17 protein-coding genes are annotated in these 19,190 nt (G+C 70.1%); 2 read left to right on the top strand and 15 right to left on the bottom strand.

What is annotated here, in order from left to right:
• From secF to pgsA, 13 genes are all read right to left on the bottom strand, one after another.
• Positions 1–961: protein translocase subunit SecF (gene secF, locus M878_RS83980; protein ID WP_023552077.1), on the bottom strand; the 961-nt coding region annotated here is incomplete at its 3' end.
• Between the two features lie 3 nt (positions 962–964).
• Positions 965–2,770 (bottom strand): protein translocase subunit SecD, encoded by a 1,806-nt coding sequence (gene secD / locus M878_RS83975; RefSeq protein WP_209445581.1) that lies wholly within the window; start codon positions 2,768–2,770, stop codon positions 965–967.
• A gap of 143 nt (positions 2,771–2,913) precedes the next feature.
• A complete protein-coding gene (gene yajC, locus M878_RS83965; protein ID WP_023552074.1) occupies positions 2,914–3,417 on the bottom strand; it encodes a preprotein translocase subunit YajC in 504 nt (167 codons plus the stop codon).
• 199 nt (positions 3,418–3,616) lie between these two features.
• On the bottom strand, positions 3,617–4,687 hold the full coding sequence (gene ruvB / locus M878_RS83960) for a Holliday junction branch migration DNA helicase RuvB (RefSeq protein ID WP_023552073.1): 1,071 nt from the start codon (positions 4,685–4,687) through the stop codon (positions 3,617–3,619).
• Between the two features lie 26 nt (positions 4,688–4,713).
• Positions 4,714–5,322: a Holliday junction branch migration protein RuvA gene (ruvA, locus tag M878_RS83955; RefSeq protein ID WP_023552072.1), complete on the bottom strand. Its 609-nt coding sequence runs from the start codon at positions 5,320–5,322 to the stop codon at positions 4,714–4,716.
• Positions 5,319–5,858 carry a crossover junction endodeoxyribonuclease RuvC gene (gene ruvC, locus M878_RS83950; protein ID WP_023552071.1) on the bottom strand — a complete coding sequence of 180 codons (540 nt, stop codon included), beginning with the start codon at positions 5,856–5,858 and terminating at the stop codon, positions 5,319–5,321. The genes ruvA and ruvC overlap by 4 nt, the downstream gene beginning before the upstream one ends.
• Before the next feature lie 145 nt (positions 5,859–6,003).
• Positions 6,004–6,756 carry a YebC/PmpR family DNA-binding transcriptional regulator gene (locus tag M878_RS83945; RefSeq protein WP_023552070.1) on the bottom strand — a complete coding sequence of 251 codons (753 nt, stop codon included), beginning with the start codon at positions 6,754–6,756 and terminating at the stop codon, positions 6,004–6,006.
• Between the two features lie 48 nt (positions 6,757–6,804).
• The gene (gene pdxT, locus M878_RS83940) at positions 6,805–7,410 is read right to left on the bottom strand and encodes a pyridoxal 5'-phosphate synthase glutaminase subunit PdxT (protein WP_023552069.1); all 606 of its coding nucleotides are present in this window, start codon (positions 7,408–7,410) and stop codon (positions 6,805–6,807) included.
• A gap of 14 nt (positions 7,411–7,424) precedes the next feature.
• Positions 7,425–8,330: a pyridoxal 5'-phosphate synthase lyase subunit PdxS gene (gene pdxS, locus M878_RS83935; protein WP_023552068.1), complete on the bottom strand. Its 906-nt coding sequence runs from the start codon at positions 8,328–8,330 to the stop codon at positions 7,425–7,427.
• Positions 8,331–8,455: 125 nt separating this feature from the next.
• A complete protein-coding gene (locus M878_RS83930) occupies positions 8,456–8,998 on the bottom strand; it encodes a LemA family protein (protein ID WP_023552067.1) in 543 nt (180 codons plus the stop codon).
• 240 nt (positions 8,999–9,238) lie between these two features.
• On the bottom strand, positions 9,239–10,402 hold the full coding sequence (locus tag M878_RS83925; protein WP_023552066.1) for a glycosyltransferase family 4 protein: 1,164 nt from the start codon (positions 10,400–10,402) through the stop codon (positions 9,239–9,241).
• The gene (locus tag M878_RS83920) at positions 10,399–11,307 is read right to left on the bottom strand and encodes a phosphatidylinositol mannoside acyltransferase (RefSeq protein ID WP_023552065.1); all 909 of its coding nucleotides are present in this window, start codon (positions 11,305–11,307) and stop codon (positions 10,399–10,401) included. Before M878_RS83920 ends, M878_RS83925 begins: the two co-directional genes overlap by 4 nt.
• Entirely contained in the window at positions 11,304–11,963 is a 660-nt protein-coding gene (pgsA, locus tag M878_RS83915) for a phosphatidylinositol phosphate synthase (RefSeq protein WP_023552064.1), read from the bottom strand. Before pgsA ends, M878_RS83920 begins: the two co-directional genes overlap by 4 nt.
• 294 nt (positions 11,964–12,257) lie before the next feature.
• Between pgsA and M878_RS83910 the strand changes: the two genes are divergently transcribed.
• Positions 12,258–14,459 carry an elongation factor G-like protein EF-G2 gene (locus M878_RS83910; RefSeq protein ID WP_023552063.1) on the top strand — a complete coding sequence of 734 codons (2,202 nt, stop codon included), beginning with the start codon at positions 12,258–12,260 and terminating at the stop codon, positions 14,457–14,459.
• A 209-nt stretch (positions 14,460–14,668) separates the two neighbouring features.
• Positions 14,669–16,315: a DUF412 family protein gene (locus tag M878_RS83905; protein ID WP_023552062.1), complete on the top strand. Its 1,647-nt coding sequence runs from the start codon at positions 14,669–14,671 to the stop codon at positions 16,313–16,315.
• 116 nt (positions 16,316–16,431) lie between these two features.
• Here M878_RS83905 and M878_RS83900 read toward each other — a convergent pair whose 3' ends face one another.
• Together M878_RS83900 and thrS are read right to left on the bottom strand one after the other, a co-directional pair.
• On the bottom strand, positions 16,432–16,989 hold the full coding sequence (locus tag M878_RS83900) for an HIT family protein (protein WP_023552061.1): 558 nt from the start codon (positions 16,987–16,989) through the stop codon (positions 16,432–16,434).
• Positions 16,990–17,116: 127 nt separating this feature from the next.
• Complete coding sequence (gene thrS, locus M878_RS83895; protein WP_023552060.1) at positions 17,117–19,093, bottom strand: threonine--tRNA ligase; 1,977 nt, start codon at positions 19,091–19,093, stop codon at positions 17,117–17,119.
• Positions 19,094–19,190: the final 97 nt, after the last annotated feature.

Below are 19,190 nucleotides of genomic sequence, written 5' to 3'. Positions count from 1 at the left end.
CGCGCTTGGCCAGGACCCGCTTGGTGAGGGCCTTCATCGCCGGCTCGCGCTCCTTGAGGTCGGCGACGAGCGGCGTGGCGATGAAGATCGAGGAGTAGGCACCGGCGGCGAGACCGACGAACAGCGACAGTGAGATGTCGTTCAGCGTGCCGGCGCCGAGGAAGCCGCCGCCGATGAACAGCAGGCCGGCCACCGGCAGCAGGGCGACCACGGTGGTGTTGATCGAGCGGACCAGCGTGCCGTTGATCGACTGGTTGGCGATGTCGCTGTAGGTGAGGCGGGTCTGCTTGGTGATGTCCTTCGTCTGCTCCTTGAGGCTGTCGAAGACGACGACCGTGTCGTAGAGCGAGTAACCGAGGATCGTCAGCAGACCGATGACCGTACCGGGCGTGACCTCGAAGCCGACCAGGGCGTAGATACCGGTCGTGATGGTGATGTCGTGGATCAGCGCGACCAGGGCCGCCACGGCCATGCGCCACTCGAAGGCGATGGCCAGGTAGATCACGACGAGCACCATGAAGATGCCCAGGCCCTCCCAGGCCTTGTTGGCGATCTGCTCACCCCAGCTCGGGCCGACCAGGTCGGCGGCGAGCTTCTCGGGGTTGAGGTTCAGGTCCTTGGCCAGCTCCTGCTTGATCTTGTCGGACTGGCCGGTGTCGATACCGGCGATCTGGATGCGCAGGCTGCCGTTGCCGAGCTTCTGCACGATCGCCTCATGGCCGGAGGCGTCCTTGGCGAAGGTCTCCGCCTGGGTCACCGTGGTGCTCATCCCGGTCGGCGTGGTGAAGACCGCGCCGCCCTTGAACTCGATGCCCATGTTCAGGCCGCGCACCGCCAGGCCGACGATGGCCGTGATGGTGATCAGGATGGAGACGCCGTACCAGATCTTGCGCTTGCCGACGAAGTCGTACGAGATCTCGCCGCGGTGCAGTCGAGCGCCGAGGTTGCCCAGTTTCGACATCGCTCAGGCCTCCTTCGGGTCGACAGAGCCGGCGGCAGGACCGGCGGGACGGCGGGTGCGGCGCAGCGGCGGCTTGGCACCCAGGCTCTTCGGTTCGAGTCCGGACCACTTGTGGCCGTTCGCGAAGAACTTGCGGCGGGCGAGCAGTGTCATCAGCGGCTTGGTGAACAGGAAGACCACGACGACGTCGAGAAGGGTGGTCAGGCCGAGCGTGAACGCGAAGCCCTGGACCTTGCCGACGGTCACGATGAAGAGGACGGCGGCGGCGAGGAACGACACGAAGTCGGAGACCAGGATGGTGCGCCGGGCACGCGGCCAGGCCCGCTCGACGGCGGGGCGCAGCGAGCGGCCCTCGCGGATCTCGTCCCGGATGCGTTCGAAGTACACGATGAACGAGTCCGCGGTGATACCGATGGCCACGATGGCACCGCAGACCGCCGGCAGGTTCAGCGCGAAGCCGATGGCCGGGCCGAGCAGCGACATGATCACGTAGGTCAGGATCGCAGAGACCAGCAGCGAAGCCATGGCGACGAGCGACAGACCGCGGTAGTAGACCACCAGGTAGAGCACGACCAGCGCGAGGCCGATCGCGCCGGCGAGCAGACCGGCGTGCAGCTGCTCACCGCCGAGCGCGGCGGTGACGGTGGTGACGGACTGCTCCTGGAAGGAGAGCGGCAGAGCGCCGTACGACAGCATGTTGGCGAGGCTCTGGGCGTCCTGCTGGGTGAAGCTGCCGGAGATCTCCGCCTGGCCGCCGGTGATCGCGGTCTGCACGAACGGGCTGGAGACGACCTCGCCGTCGAGGACGATGGCGAACTCGTTCTGCGGGGCCTGGTTCTTCGCCAGCTGGCCGGTGACGTCGGCGAACTTCTTGGAACCGCTGGAGGTGAAGTTCATCACGACCTGCCAGCCGGAGGCACCCTGGGTGTCGAACCGGGCGGCGGCGTTCTTCACCTCGGTGCCGTCCACGGCGGCCGGGCCGAGGATGTACTTGTACCAGACCTTCCTGATCTGGCCGCAGGCCACCGTGGGCTCGCCGGGCTTGGCGGCGCCTCCGACCTTGGCTCGCTGGTCGGGCTTGGTGCAGTCCAGGGTGGCGTACTGGGCCTGCAGCTTGGCGGCTTCCGAGCTGCCGCCGGCGGAGGCCGACGGGGTGGCCTTCGGCGTGGAGCTGCCGGAGGAGGAGCCGCTGGGCGAGGGAGTGGAGCCGGCCTTCAGCGCGTCGGTGACGGCGCGGCCCTGGGAGGTCGCCGAGGCCTTGGGGGACGCGGTGGAGGACGAGGACGCCTTCTCCTTGGAGGACGTCTTCTCCTTGGAGGAGGCGCTGCCGGAGGGGCTCGCGCCCGGCTTCGGCGAGGAGCTGCCGCTGGGCGAGGCGCTCGGCGACGGGCTCTGGGCGGCGCCGCCGCTGGGCTCGCTGGCCAGGACCGGGCGGAAGTACAGCTTGGCGGTGGTGCCGACCTGCTGCTGGGCCTCCTTGGAGTTGGTGCCCTTGGGGATGTTGACGATGATGTTGTCGTTCCCCTGGGTCTGCACCTCCGCCTCGGAGACGCCGAGGCCGTTGACACGGCGGTTCATGATGTCGACCGCGGTGTCCATGTTGGCCTTGTTGATCGCGGACCCCTGGTCGGCCTTCGCCTTGAGCGTGATGCTCGTACCACCGGCGAGGTCGATGCCGAGACGCGGAGTCTTGTTCCCGGACAGGAACATGCCTCCGGTGAGCGCCACGATGGCGATCAGGATGAGGGCCAGCGAGCGCCCTGGCTTGCTCTGGGCGCTCGCGCTCCGGCCCCTCTTAGGTGCTGCCACCTTCTCGTACTCCCTCTCGGGCCGCTCCGCGTTGGTCGGCGCGGTCGGCCATGACATGGTGTCGGGCTGTTTCCGTACGGGAAACAGACGCCCGGTGGTGCGCGGGGCGTGATTATGCCGCTTGGCGCACCACCGGGGCGTGACTACTTCGCGTCGGAGTCGCCGTCGGTCTTCTTCGGCTCGTCGTCCGCCTTGGCCTCGGCGGCCTCGGCCGCGTCGGTGCCGTCCTCGCTGGCGTCCTTCTTACCGAGGTCGACGGCCTTGTCGTCGGAGGCGGCGGCAGCGGGCGAGTCGGACTCGTCGCTCTCGGTGAGGGAGGAGGCGTCGTCCGGGACGATGTCGGCGTCGGACTTCAGGTCGTGCTCGATGCCGTGGACGATGCGGTTGTACTCGTCGTCGGTGAGAACGGCGCCGATCGAGTTCTTGGCGAAGAGGAGCTCGACACCGGGGCCGGCGTCGAGGAGGACCGTGTCCTCGCCCACCTCCTTGACCGTCGCGTACATCCCCCCGATCGTGCGGACACCGGAGCCGGGCTGCATCTCGTTCCGCATGTTGGCAGCCTGCTGCTGCTTCTTCTTGGCCGAACGTGTCATCAGGAACATGGCCGCGATGAGCACGATGAAGGGGAGAAGGGTAAAGGCATTCACGGGACGGAATTTCCTTCGCGCGACCGCGACGGAGAGCGGCCTGTTGACGGGGGTGTGGTCGGCGCCGCCCGCAAAGGCGGCATCGGCGGAGTCTAAGCGAGTCCGCGCGCATGGAACAACGCTCAGCATGGCACCTGGGTTCCTGCTCGGGCCAATGCCTCCGCCGTCACGGAGAGATCACGTCGCCATCACGGCGCCGTCAGGTCCCGAACAGATCCTGTTGTCCGTTTCCCCCGGTAACCGAGCGGGGCGGGGTCAGGCCGAGGTGCGCCCAGGCGGCCGGCGTGGCGACACGGCCCCGTGGCGTGCGGGCGAGCAGTCCCTCCCGCACGAGGAAGGGTTCGGCGACCTCCTCGACGGTCTCCCGCTCCTCCCCCACCGCGACGGCCAGCGTGGACAGACCGACCGGGCCGCCGCCGAACAGCTTCAGCAGGGCTTCCAGGACGGCGCGGTCGAGACGGTCGAGACCGCGGCCGTCGACCTCGTAGACGGCGAGGGCGGCCGCGGCGATCTCCCGGGTGATCAGGCCGTCCGCCTTGACCTGCGCATAGTCGCGGACACGGCGCAGCAGGCGGTTGGCGATACGGGGCGTGCCCCGGGAGCGCCCGGCGATCTCGGCGGCGCCGTCCGGCTCGATCTCGACATCGAGCAGGTGCGCCGAGCGGTGTACGACGCGCTCCAGCTCGTGCGGCTCGTAGAACTCCATGTGCGCGGTGAAGCCGAAGCGGTCGCGCAGCGGGGGCGGCAGCAGGCCCGCGCGCGTGGTCGCGCCGACCAGGGTGAACGGGGGCAGCTCCAGCGGGATGGCGGTGGCGCCGGGGCCCTTGCCGACGATGACGTCGACGCGGAAGTCCTCCATCGCCATGTACAGCATCTCCTCGGCGGGCCGGGACATCCGGTGGATCTCGTCGAGGAAGAGGACCTCGCCCTCCTGGAGGGAGGAGAGGATCGCGGCGAGGTCGCCGGCGTGCTGGATGGCGGGGCCGGAGGTGATGCGGATGGGGGCGCCCATCTCGGCCGCGATGATCATCGACAGGGTGGTCTTGCCGAGGCCGGGCGCGCCGGAGAGCAGCACATGGTCGGCGGTGGCGCCCCGCGCGCGTGCGGCCCGCAGGACGAGGTCGAGCTGTTCGCGGACCTTCTCCTGGCCGATGAACTCGCCGAGGTCCTTGGGGCGCAGGGCGGCCTCGACAGCCTGGTCCTCCCGGTCGGCGGACGCACCGACGAGCCGCTCGGGGGCGGGGGTGTCGGTCGTGTCGTCCCAGTTCATGTGTGGAGCCTCGATCGTCGTGGGGGTCAGCGGGCGCGGTTCAGGGTCTGCAGGGCGGCCTTCAGCAGCTGACCCACCTGGGGCGGCACGCCTGCGGCCTCGGCCTGCGGGGCCACGGCGGCGACGGCCTCGTCGGCCTCGCGGGTGGCGTAGCCGAGGCCGATCAGGGCCGCGTGCAGCTGGTCGCGCCAGCCCTGGGTGACCGGCGCGCCGATCGCGGGCGCCGTCCCCATCGGCTCGCCGAGCCGGTCCCTCAGCTCCAGCAGCAGCTTCTGCGCACCCTTCTTGCCGATGCCGGGGACCGCGGTGAGTGACTTCTCGTCACCGGTGGCGACGGCGCGGCGCAGCGCGTCCGGGGTGTGCACGGCGAGCATCGCCTGGGCCAGGCGCGGGCCGACGCCGCTCGCGGTCTGCAGCAGCTCGAAGACCTGGCGCTCGTCGTCGTCGCCGAAGCCGTACAGCGTCAGCGATTCCTCGCGGACGACGAGCGAGGTGTGCAGCTTGGCGGGCTGGCCGACACGGAGCGTGGACAGCGTGTTCGGCGTGCACTGGACGGCCATGCCGACGCCGCCGACCTCGACGACCGCGGCGTCCGGGGCGAGCGCGGCGACCGTGCCGCTGACGAAGGCGATCATGCCGTACGGCCTTTCGTTGCGTTGACTGTGTGGCGGGCGACCGCCTGCTGGAGCCGGTTCTGCGCGGGGGCGCGCCAGATGTGGCAGATGGCGAGCGCGAGGGCGTCGGCGGCGTCGGCGGGCTTGGGCGGTGCGGAGAGCCGCAGCAGCCGGGTAACCATGGCGCCGACCTGCGCCTTGTCGGCACGGCCGGTGCCGGTGACGGCCGCCTTGACCTCGCTCGGGGTGTGCAGGGCGACGGGGATGCCGCGTCGGGCGGCGCACAGCATGGCCACGGCGCTGGCCTGGGCGGTGCCCATCACCGTACGGACGTTGTGCTGGCTGAAGACGCGCTCGACGGCGACGAACTCGGGCCGGTGCTCGTCCAGCCACTGCTCTATGCCCTGCTCGACGGCGAGGAGGCGGTGGCTGAGGTCGGCATCGACGGGCGTGCGGACGACACCGACGCCGAGCATGGTGAGCGGACGGCCCGCGACCCCCTCCACGACCCCGACACCACACCGGGTCAGCCCCGGGTCCACCCCCAGCACGCGCACCGCGCCCCCTCCCTTCGCCGACTCGATCAGCTGTTTGTGCAGGCTATCGGTTGACACTGACAACGCGATGCACCGGCGCCCGGCACGGCGACGGGCCGACGGGTTGTCCCGTCGGCCCGTGAGACCTGCGCAGCGCGCGGCGGCGTTACGCGTCGACCTTCTCCATGATCTCGTCGCTCACGTCGAAGTTGGCGAAGACGTTCTGCACGTCGTCGCTGTCCTCGAGCGCGTCGATGAGCTTGAAGATCTTCCTGGCGCCGTCCTCGTCCAGCTCGACCTGGACGGACGGCACGAAGCTGGACTCGGCCGAGTCGTAGTCGATGCCGGCCTCCTGGAGGGCGGAGCGGACCTCGACCAGGTCGGTGGCCTCGCTGATGACCTCGAAGGTCTCGCCGAGGTCGTTGACCTCCTCGGCGCCCGCGTCCAGGACCGCGCCGAGCACGTCGTCCTCGCTCAGCTCGCCCTTGGGGACGATGACGACGCCCTTGCGGCTGAACATGTACGACACCGAGCCCGGGTCGGCCATGTTGCCGCCGTTGCGGGTCATGGCGACACGTACGTCGGAGGCGGCGCGGTTGCGGTTGTCGGTGAGGCACTCGATGAGCACCGCGACACCGTTCGGGCCGTAGCCCTCGTACATGATCGTCTCGTAGTCGGCGCCACCGGCTTCGAGACCGCCACCGCGCTTGATCGCGGAGTCGATGTTCTTGTTCGGGACCGACTGCTTCTTGGCCTTCTGGACGGCGTCGTAGAGCGTCGGGTTGCCGTCGAGGTCGACGCCGCCCATGCGTGCCGCGACCTCGATGTTCTTGATGAGCTTCGCGAAGAGCTTGCCGCGCTTGGCGTCGATCACGGCCTTCTTGTGCTTCGTCGTGGCCCATTTAGAGTGGCCGGACATCTGCCTGTCTCCTTCGCGTAACCCATCTATGAACGAACGCCAGAGATCCTACAAGGACTCCGAGGTCCCGTTGGCGCGCACCATGTCGACGAACAGGGAGTGCACACGGTGGTCGCCGGTCAGTTCCGGATGGAACGACGTGGCGAGCGCGTTGCCCTGGCGGACGGCGACGATGTGGCCGTCGTGCTCGGCGAGCACCTCGGCCGCGGCGCCCACGGACTCCACCCAGGGAGCGCGGATGAAGACGCCCTCCACAGGATCGCCCGGGATGCCCCGCACGTCGACAGCGGCCTCGAACGACTCGTTCTGGCGGCCGAAGGCGTTGCGGCGCACGATCATGTCGATGCCGCCGATCGTCTCCTGGCCCGAACGCGGGTCGAGGATCTTGTCGGCGAGCATGATCATGCCGGCGCAGGTGCCATAGACGGGCATGCCGTCCTGCACGCGCGCGCGGAGGGGCTCCATCACGCCGAACAGGATGGCCAGCTTGGAGATGGTGGTGGACTCGCCGCCGGGCAGGACGAGACCGTCGACCTCGGCGAGTTCCTCGGGGCGCCGCACCGGCCTGGCCACGGCGTCGGCCGCGGCCAGGGCGATGAGGTGCTCCCGTACGTCGCCCTGGAGGGCCAGGACGCCTATGACGGGGATGTTCATGTGGTCCGGTGCCCTTACCAGCCGCGGTTGGCGTAGCGCTCGGTCTCGGGGAGGGTGTCGCAGTTGATGCCGACCATGGCCTCGCCGAGGTTGCGGGACGCGTCGGCGATGATCTTCGGGTCGTCGTAGAAGGTGGTGGCCTTCACGATGGCGGCGGCGCGCTTGGCCGGGTCGCCGGACTTGAAGATGCCGGAGCCGACGAACACGCCCTCGGCGCCGAGCTGGCGCATCAGGGCCGCGTCGGCCGGGGTGGCCACACCGCCGGCGGAGAAGAGGACCACCGGGAGCTTGCCGAGCTCGGCGACCTCCTTGACCAGCTCGTACGGGGCGCGCAGCTCCTTGGCGGCGGCGTACAGCTCGTGGTTGTCGAAGCCGCGCAGCTTGGCGATCTCGTTCTTGATCTGGCGCAGGTGGCGCACGGCCTCGACGACGTTGCCGGTGCCGGCCTCGCCCTTGGAGCGGATCATCGCGGCGCCCTCGGCGATGCGGCGCAGGGCTTCGCCCAGGTTGGTGGCACCACACACGAACGGGGTGGTGAAGGCCCACTTGTCGGAGTGGTTGACCTCGTCGGCCGGGGTGAGGACCTCGGACTCGTCGATGTAGTCGACGCCGAGGGACTGCAGGACCTGGGCCTCGACGAAGTGGCCGATGCGGGACTTGGCCATGACCGGGATGGAGACGGCGTCGATGATGCCCTCGATCATGTCCGGGTCGGACATACGGGCCACGCCGCCGTCCTTGCGGATGTCGGCCGGGACCCGCTCCAGGGCCATGACGGCCACGGCGCCCGCGTCCTCGGCGATCTTCGCCTGCTCCGGCGTGACGACGTCCATGATCACGCCGCCCTTGAGCTGCTCGGCCATACCGCGCTTCACGCGGGCGGTGCCGGTCTCGGGAGCCTGGTTCTCGGTGGTGGACACGGGTGACCTCACTGACGGGAAAGAGGATTTCTGCACCGATGAGGAAACGCGAGTGGACCAGGCCACAGCAAGGGCCAATAGCAAGCCGGTGGATCCTTTTCGTCCAGGGAAGGTTCCCCCGGGGTTCAGGCGGCCCGCTCCACCAGGGCCAAGGGGGGCTCGTCGTCCATCTCGAAGGCCAGCGGGAACGGGGCGTGGCCGGCCAGCCGGAACCAGCGGACCTTGCGGTGCTCACGCAGCCGGCGGGCGGCCCCCACGGCGTCGTTGTGGAAGCGGCGGGCCATGGGGACCCGGCGGACGGCCTCGGCCAGCTCACGGGCCGCCTCCTCGCCGCCCGGGGCCTCCCGTACGGCCTCCACCTGAGCGGGGTCCTCGAAGACCGCGCGCAGCGCCTGGCTCAGCTCGCTCTCGGCGACCTCCCGCTGCTCCTCCTCGGCCTGCCGAGCCGCGTGCGCGGCCTCGTACAGCACGATCGAGGCGGCCGGGTCCAGCACGCCCGAGGTCGCGAGTTCCTGCGCGACGGAGGCCCGGCGCAGCAGCTGCGCGTCGAGCGCGGCCCGCGCGGCGTCCATCCGCACGTGCAGCCGGTCCAGCCGCCCGGCCGTCCAGCTGAGGTACACGCCGATCGCGACGAGCGCGACGAGGATCCAGATGAGGGTTGCGGTCACCGCCGAAGGCTATCGGCACACTCCGGCGGCCCTCGAAGCCTGTCGGTCCGACGGACTGGGCTCGAAGCCCGCCAGTCCCGAGAGACCCTTCCATCCCGCGCAGCCCACCGATCACACAACGCCCGTCGAACCCACGAGCCCGACAGACCCGTAAGCCAACTCGAAACGCCAGTCCCGAAAGGCCCCTCCGCCCCGCTAAGCCCACCGGTCACACAACGCTCGTCGAACCCGCGAGCCCCGTCAGTCCCGTGCCAGCCCGAAGCGTGCCCGTAGGCCCGTCGTCCGCTCGTCCGTCGCGACCGCCGCCGCGCCGGCCGTGACCGTCTCGTAGACGGACAGGATGTCCGCGCCGACCGTCGACCAGTCGAACCGCCGCACATGGGCACTGCCGTGTTCGCGCAGCTCGGCGCGGCGTGCCGGGTCCGCCAGCAGTCGTACGGCCGCTTCGGCGAGCGCGTCGGCGTCCTCGTTGGCGAAGACCTCGCCTGCCTCGCCCTGGTCGAGAACCTGGACGAAGGCGTCCAGGTCGGAGGCGAGCACGGGGGCGCCCGCCGACATGGCCTCGACCAGGATGATGCCGAAACTCTCTCCGCCGGTGTTGGGCGCGACGTACAGGTCGACGCTGCGGAGCAGGCGGGCCTTGTCCTCGTCGCTGATCATGCCGAGGAACTCGACGCGCGAGCGCAGCTCCTTCGGCAGATTCTCGACGGCGGCCTCCTCGTCGCCGCGGCCGGCGATCAGCAGCCGGGTCTGCGGGCGGGCGGCCACGATTTTCGGCAGGGCGTTCATCAGCACGGGCAGGCCCTTACGGGGCTCGTCGATCCGGCCTATGAATCCGATCGTGCCACCCTGCCACTCGGACTTCGGCTCGGCCTTGGCGAAGAAGTCCACGTCGACGCCGTTGGGGATGACCACCGCGTCCCCGCCGAGGTGCTCGACCAGCGTCCGGCGGGCGTACTCGCTGACCGCGATCCGCGCGCTGATCTTCTCCAGGGCGGCCTGGAGGATGGAGTACGCGGCGATCATCGCGCGCGAGCGCGGATTGGAGGTGTGGAAGGTGGCCACGATCGGGCCGGAGGCCGCCCAGCAGGTCAGCAGGCCCAGCGAGGGTGAGGTCGGCTCGTGGATGTGGACCACGTCGAAGGCGCCCTCGTGCAGCCAGCGCCGCACCCGCGCGGCCGACAGGAAGCCGAAGTTCAGCCGGGCCACCGAGCCGTTGTACGGCACCGGGACCGCGCGGCCGGCCGAGACGACGTACGGCGGCAGGGGGGTGTCGTCGTCGGCCGGGGCGAGCACGGAGACCTCGTGGCCGAGGCGCAGGAAGTACTCGGCGAGGTCGCGGATGTGGAACTGGACGCCGCCGGGCACGTCCCAGGAGTACGGGCAGACGATCCCGATTCTCACGAGGGTCCCTTCGCGGGGTCGAGGTCGGCGAGCCACAGCCGCTGGAGCATGTGCCAGTCCTCCGGATGGTCGGCGATCCCGGTGGCGAAGGCGTCGGCCAGCGCCTGTGCCATGACAGACGTCTTCTCGGCCCGCGTACCTGACTCCGGTACCTCGATCGGGGGGTGCACCTGGCCCTGCATGACGGGCGAGTCGTCGTACCAGAGCGTGACCGGCAGCAGCAGCGCGCCGGTCTGCTGGGCGAGCAGGGCCGGGCCCGCGGGGATCCGGGTCTTCTCGCCGAAGAAGTCGACCTCGACGCCGGAGGCGGACAGGTCCCGGTCGGCGACCAGGCAGACCAGGCCGCCGTCGCGCAGCCGCCGGGCCAGGGTGCCGAAGGCGGAGCCGCCGCTGTGCGGCAGGACCTCCATGCCGAGGCCCTCGCGATAGGCGACGAAGCGGTCGTAGAGCGTCTCGGGCTTCAGGCGCTCGGCGACGGTCGTGAAGGGCGTCTCCAGCTTGGTGGTGACCCAGGCGCCGGCCAGGTCGTAGTTGGCCATGTGCGGCAGGGCGAGGATCACGCCCTGGCCGGAGGCGAGGCCGTCGGTGAGGTAGTGGATGTCCTTCGGGTCGAAGCCGGTCTTCACCCGCTCGCGGCTCCAGGCCGGGAGCCGGAAGGACTCCATCCAGTAGCGCAGGTACGAGCGCATGCCCGCGCGGGAGAGCTCGGCGAGGCGCTCGGGCGTCGCGTTCGGCACCACGCGCGCGTAGTTCGACTCCAGGCGCTGCACACCCTTGCCGCGCTGTTTCCAGACGGCGTCGGCGATGGTGCGGCCGAGGCGGACCGCGACAGGTTCGGGCAGGTTCTTGACGGTGCTCCAGCCGATGCCGTACAGCGCGTCGGTGAGCCGTTCGCCGGCGCTCACTTCGCTGCCTCGGCGTTCTGCTGGGCCGCCTCCGCCTCGGCGGACTCGCGGCGGACCGTGACGACACGCTGGATCAGCGTGACGAGGCTGCCCGCCGCGACGATCCACAGGGCGATCGGCAGCAGCCACTGGATGCCCGGCACACCGAACGTGTGCAGGCCGGCGAGACCGGCCGCGACCAGCGAGATCACCAGCCGCTCGGCGCGTTCGACGAGCCCGTTGACGGCGACCGGCAGCCCGATCGACTCGCCGCGCGCCTTGGTGTACGACACCACCTGGCCGCTGGCCAGACAGAAGATCGAGACGGCGCACAGGACGTTGTCGTTGCCGTTGCCCGCGTACCAGAGCGCGAAACCGCCGAAGATCGCACCGTCGGCGACCCGGTCGAGGGTGGAGTCCAGGAAGGCGCCCCAGCGGCTGGAGCGGCCCAGCTGGCGGGCCATGTTGCCGTCGACCAGGTCGGAGAAGACGAACAGGGTGATCACGACCGTGCCCCAGAAGAACTCGCCCCTGGGGTAGAAGACCAGCGCGCCCGCGACCACACCGGCCGTGCCGATGAGCGTGACCGTGTCGGGGTTCACCCCCCGCCGGATGAGAAAAGCGGCGAACGGTGTGAGGACACGCGTGAAGAATGCACGCGCGTACTTGTTCAGCATGGCCTTCCCGAAGGTCGTGTCGCCGCGGCCCTGGTGGCCTCCGGCTGGCCCATCGTAGCCACGCGCGCGCGTGCGTGACGGGCGGGCACCCACAGCCCGTGGCGCGAACCGGTGTACGCCACCGTGCGCGGGGCGCGCGAGGCACGCCCGGCGTCCTTGGCTGTCGTTCGTATGGACGCAGCGTGACGGGAGTGGAAAGCTCGAATAACCGCGGGCGTCGCCGGAGCCGCCACACCACGCGGGTCCCGCGTGTCCGCGCCCACAGTGACCTCACCGTGCACGGGAGGCAGGATCATGGGCGACAAGGCACAGACACACCACCCCGGGGCCGCCGGCAGGGCTCTCGAGGCCGACCAGCCCGCGTCTGTACGGAACGTGGTGCTGGTCGGCCACTCCGGTTCGGGCAAGACGACCCTGGTGGAGGCCCTCGCGCTGAGTGCGGGGGCGGTGAACCGGGCGGGCCGCGTCGAGGACGGCGGCACCGTCTCGGACTACGACGAGATCGAGCACCGGCAGCAGCGCTCCGTACAGCTGTCCCTGGTGCCGGTCGAATGGGACGGCATCAAGATCAACCTCCTCGACACCCCCGGGTACGCCGACTTCGTCGGGGAGCTGAGGGCCGGTCTGCGCGCCGCGGACGCGGCCCTCTTCGTGGTCTCGGCCTCGGACGGTGTGGACGGCTCGACCCGGATGGTCTGGGAGGAGTGCGCAGCCGTCGGCATGCCGCGCGCGATCGTGATCACGCACCTGGAGGCCGCGCGCGCGGACTTCGAGGAGATGACCCGGGTCTGCGCGGAGGCCTTCGGCGGTGACGACCCCGACGCCGTGCTGCCGCTGTACCTGCCGCAGCGCGGCCCCGAGGGCCCCGACGGGCACGCGGCCGTGACCGGTCTGGTCGGGCTGCTGTCACAGAAGCTGTTCGACTACTCGACCGGGGAGCGCAAGAAGTCCGAGCCCGGCGCGGACCAGCTGCCGGACATGGAGGAGGCCCGCAACCGGCTCATCGAGGGGATCATCGCGGAGAGCGAGGACGAGACCCTCATGGACCGCTATCTCGGCGGTGAGCAGATCGACATCAAGACGCTGATCGAGGATCTGGAGCGGGCGGTCGCCCGCGGCTCCTTCTTCCCGGTCCTGGCCGCCGCCCCCGCGGCCGAGGGCGCCAAACACGGGCTCGGCACGGTCGAGCTGCTGGAGCTGGTCACCGGCGGTTTCCCGACCCCGTTCGAGCACCCGCTGCCGGACGTCACCACCATCGACGGCAAGCCGCGGCAGCTGAAGCCGTGCGACACCGGCGGGCCGCTGGTCGCCGAGGTCGTCAAGACCTCCTCCGACCCCTACGTCGGCCGGGTCTCGCTGGTCCGCGTCTTCTCCGGCACCGTGCGCCCCGACCAGACGGTGCACATCTCGGGGCACGGACTGGCCGACCGCGGACACGAGGACCACGACGTCGACGAGAAGGTCGGCGCCCTGTCCATGCCCTTCGGCAAGCAGCAGCGCCCGGTGACGCATGCCGTCGCCGGCGACCTGGTGTGCGTGGCCAAGCTCGGCCGCGCCGAGACCGGGGACACTCTCTCCGCGAAGGACGACCCGCTGCTGATGGAGCCCTGGCGGATGCCCGACCCGCTGCTGCCGATCGCCATCCACGCGCACAGCAAGGCCGACGAGGACAAACTCTCGCAGGGCCTGTCCAGGCTGGTGGCCGAGGACCCGACGATGCGTCTGGAGCAGAACCAGGACACCCACCAGGTGGTCCTGTGGTGCCTGGGCGAGGCCCATGCGGACGTCGCCCTGGAACGGCTGCGCAGCCGCTACGGCGTCCAGGTCGACGTCGTCCCGCACAAGGTCTCCCTCCGGGAGACGTTCGCGAACAAGGCCACCGGGCGCGGGCGGCATGTGAAACAGTCCGGCGGGCACGGCCAGTACGCCATCTGCGAGATCGAGGTGGAGCCGCTGCCGGGCGGCTCGGGTATCGAGTTCGTGGACAAGGTGGTCGGCGGTGCCGTACCGCGGCAGTTCATCCCGTCCGTGGAGAAGGGTGTACGGGCCCAGGCCGCCAAGGGGGTCGCCGCCGGCTATCCGCTGGTGGACGTGCGGATCACGCTGCTGGACGGCAAGGCGCACTCGGTGGACTCCTCCGACGCCGCCTTCCAGACCGCGGGCGCGCTCGCGCTGCGCGAGGCGGCGGCGGACGCCAGGATCCACCTGCTGGAGCCGGTGGCCGAGGTGTCCGTGCTGGTCGGCGACGACTACGTGGGCGCGGTGATGAGTGACCTGTCCGGACGGCGCGGCCGGGTGCTCGGCACCGAGCAGGTGGGTTCGGGACGGACCTTGATCCGGGCCGAGGTGCCCGAGTTCGAGATCGGCCGGTACGCGGTGGACCTGCGCTCGCTGTCGCACGGCACGGCTCGTTTCGACCGCGTCTACGCCCGGCACGAGCCGATGCCGCCGCAGATCGCCGAGCGGATCCGCGAACAGGCGGGCGAGAACGGGTAGTTCACCGGCCCTCGGCCGGGTGTGCGGGCGGGCGGCTTCGGCCGTCCGCCCGCGGGTTGTCGGTGGCGGCGGATACGCTGATCACCTGATCGCGTGGTGCCGCAGTCGTCCGGTGCTGACGGGTAATCGACGCGACGGCCTGTTCAACAGGTGTGCGGAGCGTGGAAGTCGGGAAGGCCGCAGAGAACGCCGGCGGCCGAGGGGGCGGAATGTCGTTGGGAACGGAGTGGGACGGGCCCCAGGTGCCCGTCTCGGGCGGCGCGGGTCAGGCGGCGACCTCCGCGCTGGCCTCCGCGGCGTACCGGGACAGCTCGATCGAGGAGATCAAGAAGGCCGACAACGAATGGCATCAGTCGACCGTGAAGGCCGGCCGGATCGCGCTGCTGCGGCCCAATCTGGGTGAGGCGTTCTCGCGGGCTGTGGTCGCCCGGATGCTCGCTCCCGGCCGCAAGCCGCTCATCCAGTCCTTCGGCTCGGAGCCCCAGGTCGTCGTCGAGCACTGTCTCGCGGCCAACAACATCCGCCGGGAGCGCGACAACCGCCTGACGGCCGTGACGGTCCTGTGCGGGGTGCTCTTCCTGCCGGGGCTGATCGCCTGGCTGCTCGTCTTCCAGCTGCGCACGTTCATCGCCCGGCGCGAGGACAAGCGGGCCGGGGCGCTCGCCACCGCCCTGCTCCTCGCCGTGGGCGTGGTCGCCGCGCTGTTCCTGATCAAGATGCCGTTCAACGGCTTCTGGGCGTGGTACGCCCGGGCGGCCGTCGTCCTGCCTGTGCTCGGCTGGTTCTGGGCGAAGCAGATCTGCGAGCGCACGGCCAAGGATCTGCGGGCCCGCTGGGACGGCCTGCTCTCGGGCACCAGCGTCGGCGCCAAGGTCCCCGAGGCGGTGCCGCGCGGTCCGAACGAGACGGCGGCCGAGGAGCTGCGCCAGTCGCTGGCCCGGCTCAGCGCCGAGCAGCAGTCGAACTCGGTCTTCTACGCCGGCCCCAAGGGCATACTCGGCATGGGCACCCGCTGGGGCGCCTGGCAGCTCGCCGAGGACCTGGTGCCGGCCGACCCGACCCGGGAGATCCACCCCTTCCGCAGCTGGGACGTCGTCCGTGTGATCCATGACCAGCTCGCTCGGCTGGAGCGCGGCCCGCTGAACACCGGCGGCTTCCCCAAGCCGTCCATCAAGCACTGGATCGTCACGCCGATCGGCGAGGGAGCGAACGCGGTGTCCCGGCCCGAGGGCACCGACGTCGAGGCCTTCCAGGTCAAGCCGCACGCGATACAGGACATCTGCAACAAGCAGCAGTTCGGCAGTGGCGACCGGCACTATCTGGGCGTGCAGTGGACTCTGTGGGACGGGCAGCTGATCCTCACCATGCTGATCACGGTGACGGTGCTGCACGAGACGCTGCGGATCGAGGTGACGGGGCATGCGCTGGGACCGGTGAACTCCCTGTTCACCTCCAAGCCGGAGGCGCCGACCAAGGAGGTCTCCAAGTCCCTCAAGCCCTGGGAGACCCGCACGGTCAAGCTGCCGCTCGTCGACACCGACGAGGTGGTGCGCCTCGCCACGCGCGCCCCGCTGACCTGGTATCCGCCGCTGCTGAACTGGCTCGGCGGCTCGCTCGACCTGCCCGAGCCGTTCGGTCTGCGGCACGCCTGGGCCGACCAGCCGTGGCGGCACCGCTTCATGGCCGACGACGCGCTGCGCGCGGCCACGCCGGTGCTGCGTGTGGTCCACTCCGCGGCGATCAGGGTGCTGGCGGAGAACGGCGTGGACACGGAGAAGTTCGGGACGCGTTCGGGCATCCTCAGTGGGCTGGTCCAGGATCCGACGCCGAGGAAGGCGGACCTGTACGACGCGTAGGCCTCCGGCGGTTCGGCCGGTGCGGGTGCGTGGCGGAGTGCGACCACAGGGGTTTGCGATCACCGGGGGGTTGCGGCCTCTGGGGGCTGCGCCCCCAGACAGGCTTTTCATACCGGTTATACCGGCCAGGCCTCCGCCAGCATCTTCCTCGTGTCCGCCAGCAGCTGCGGCAGCACCCTCGTGTGACCCACCACCGGCATGAAGTTCGTGTCGCCGCCCCAGCGCGGGACGATGTGCTGGTGCAGATGGGCGGCGATACCGGCGCCGGCGACCGTGCCCTGGTTCATGCCGATGTTGAAGCCGTGCGCGCCGGACGCGGTGCGCAGAGCCGTCATCGCCTGCTTGGTCAGCTCGGCCAGCTCGGCGGTCTCCGGCCCGGTCAGCTCGGTGTAGTCGGCGACGTGCCGGTAGGGCACGGTCATCAGATGGCCGCCGTTGTAGGGGTAGAGGTTGAGGACGGCGTACACATGGTCACCGCGCCGGACGATCAGTCCGTCCTCGTCGGACTTGACCGGGATCGAGCAGAAGGGGCAGCCGTCGTCGGCCCCCGGACCGGTCGGCTTGTTCTCGCCCTGGATGTAGGCCATCCGGTGGGGCGTCCACAGGCGCTGGAACGCGTCCTGCGTCCCCACTCCGATCTGCTGCTCCGGCTCAGTCGTCATGCTACGCAGCATATGGCTTCGCCGGTTCCGGGCGTGTCGCCGGGGCGGCCGGAGGTTGGTCACGCAGTCCCCCGCGCCCCATGGGGCGCGCCACGGAACCCCGGGGTGGTCATCCCCGGGGTTCTCCGGATCAGGCCCTTCAGACCTGTGCCCGCTCCTCCACGACCTGTGCGATCTTCGCGATGGCCTCGTCGAACGGGATGCCGTTCTCCTGGGAGCCATCGCGGTAGCGGAAGGACACAGAGTTGTTGGACATGTCCTCGTCGCCCGCGATGACCATGAAGGGCACCTTCTGCTTCTGGGCGTTGCGGATCTTCTTCTGCATCCGGTCCGAGGAGGAGTCCACCTCGACGCGCAGGCCCTTCTTGCGGGCCGCCGCCGCGAACTTCTCCAGGTACTCGACGTGGGCGTCGCCGATCGGGATGCCGAGCGCCTGGACCGGGGCCAGCCACGCCGGGAAGGCGCCCGCGTAGTGCTCCAGGAGGACGGCGAAGAACCGCTCGATGGAGCCGAACAGCGCGCGGTGGATCATGACCGGGCGCTGCTTGGAGCCGTCCGGGCCGGTGTACTCCAGGTTGAACCGCTCGGGCAGGTTGAAGTCGAGCTGGATGGTCGACATCTGCCAGGTACGGCCGATCGCGTCCTTGGCCTGGACGGAGATCTTCGGGCCGTAGAAGGCGGCGCCGCCCGGGTCCGGGACGAGAGGCAGGCCCTGCTTCTCGGCGACCTGGCGCAGGGTCTCGGTCGCCTCTTCCCAGACCTCGTCGGAGCCGACGAACTTCTCCGGGTCCTTGGTGGACAGCTCCAGGTAGAAGTCGGTCAGGCCGTAGTCGCGCAGCAGGCCGAGGACGAAGGTGAGCGTCTTGTCCAGTTCCTCGGACATCTGCTCACGGGTGCAGTAGATGTGGGCGTCGTCCTGGGTGAAGCCGCGGGCGCGGGTCAGGCCGTGCACGACGCCCGACTTCTCGTACCGGTACACGGTCCCGAACTCGAAGAGGCGCAGCGGAAGTTCACGGTAGGAGCGGCCGCGCGCGTCGAAGATCAGGTTGTGCATCGGGCAGTTCATGGGCTTGAGGTAGTAGTCCACGCCCTCGTCGAGCTGCATGGGCGGGTACATGCCCTCGGCGTACCAGTCCAGGTGCCCGGACGTCTCGAAGAGCTTCCCCTTCGTCGCGTGCGGGGTGTAGACGAACTCGTAGCCCTCTTCCTCGTGGCGGCGGCGCGAGTAGTCCTCCATGACCCGGCGGACGATGCCGCCCCTGGGGTGGAAGACGGCGAGGCCTGAGCCGATCTGCTCCGGGATGGAGAAGAGGTCCAGCTCGGTGCCGAGCTTGCGGTGGTCGCGCTTCTCGGCCTCGGCGAGGAAGTCCAGGTACGCCTTCAGCTCGTCCTTGGACGGCCAGGCGGTGCCGTAGATGCGCTGGAGCATCGGGTTCTTCTCGCTGCCGCGCCAGTAGGCGGCCGCGTTGCGCATCAGCTTGAACGCCGGGATGAGGCGGGTCGAGGGCAGGTGGGGACCCCGGCAGAGGTCCTTCCAGCACAGCTCGCCGGTCTTGGCGTCCAGGTTGTCGTAGATCGTCAGCTCGCCGGCGCCGACCTCGACGTCCGCGCCGTCGTCGTGCGACGCCGAACCCTTGAGGCCGATCAGCTCCAGCTTGTACGGCTCGTCCGCCAGCTCCTCGCGGGCCGCCTCGTCGGTGACGACACGGCGGGAGAACTTCTGCCCGCGCTTCTGGATCTCCTGCATCTTCTTCTCGATGGCCTTGAGATCCTCGGGCGTGAACGGCTTCTCGACGTCGAAGTCGTAGTAGAAGCCGTCCTTGACGGGCGGGCCGATGCCCAGCTTGGCCTCGGGGAAGATCTCCTGCACGGCCTGGGCCATGACGTGCGCGGTGGAGTGGCGCAGGATGTTCAGGCCGTCCTCGGAGGAGATCTCGACGCCCTCGACGGTCTCGCCGTCCTGGAGCGCGTAGGTGAGGTCCTTGAGTTCGCCGCCCACGCGCGCGGCGATGATCGAGCGCTCGCCGGCGAAGAGGTCGGCGGCCGTAGTGCCCGTCGTCACCACGCGTTCTTCCCGCTCGGAATCGCGTTGGATGATCACACGGACGTCTGACACCGGTCTCTCCTGACTGCAGGTGGGGTGCGGCGCCGTACCAGGAGCGCGCGCACAGGCGATCGTACCGACCCGACGGCATCGACCGCGAAACGGTCAC

The organism is Streptomyces roseochromogenus subsp. oscitans DS 12.976 (genome assembly GCF_000497445.1).
In the GTDB taxonomy this organism is placed as follows: domain Bacteria; phylum Actinomycetota; class Actinomycetes; order Streptomycetales; family Streptomycetaceae; genus Streptomyces; species Streptomyces oscitans.
Note: the sequence above shows the minus strand (reverse complement) of the source record. Positions and strands in the feature narration are given on the sequence as shown.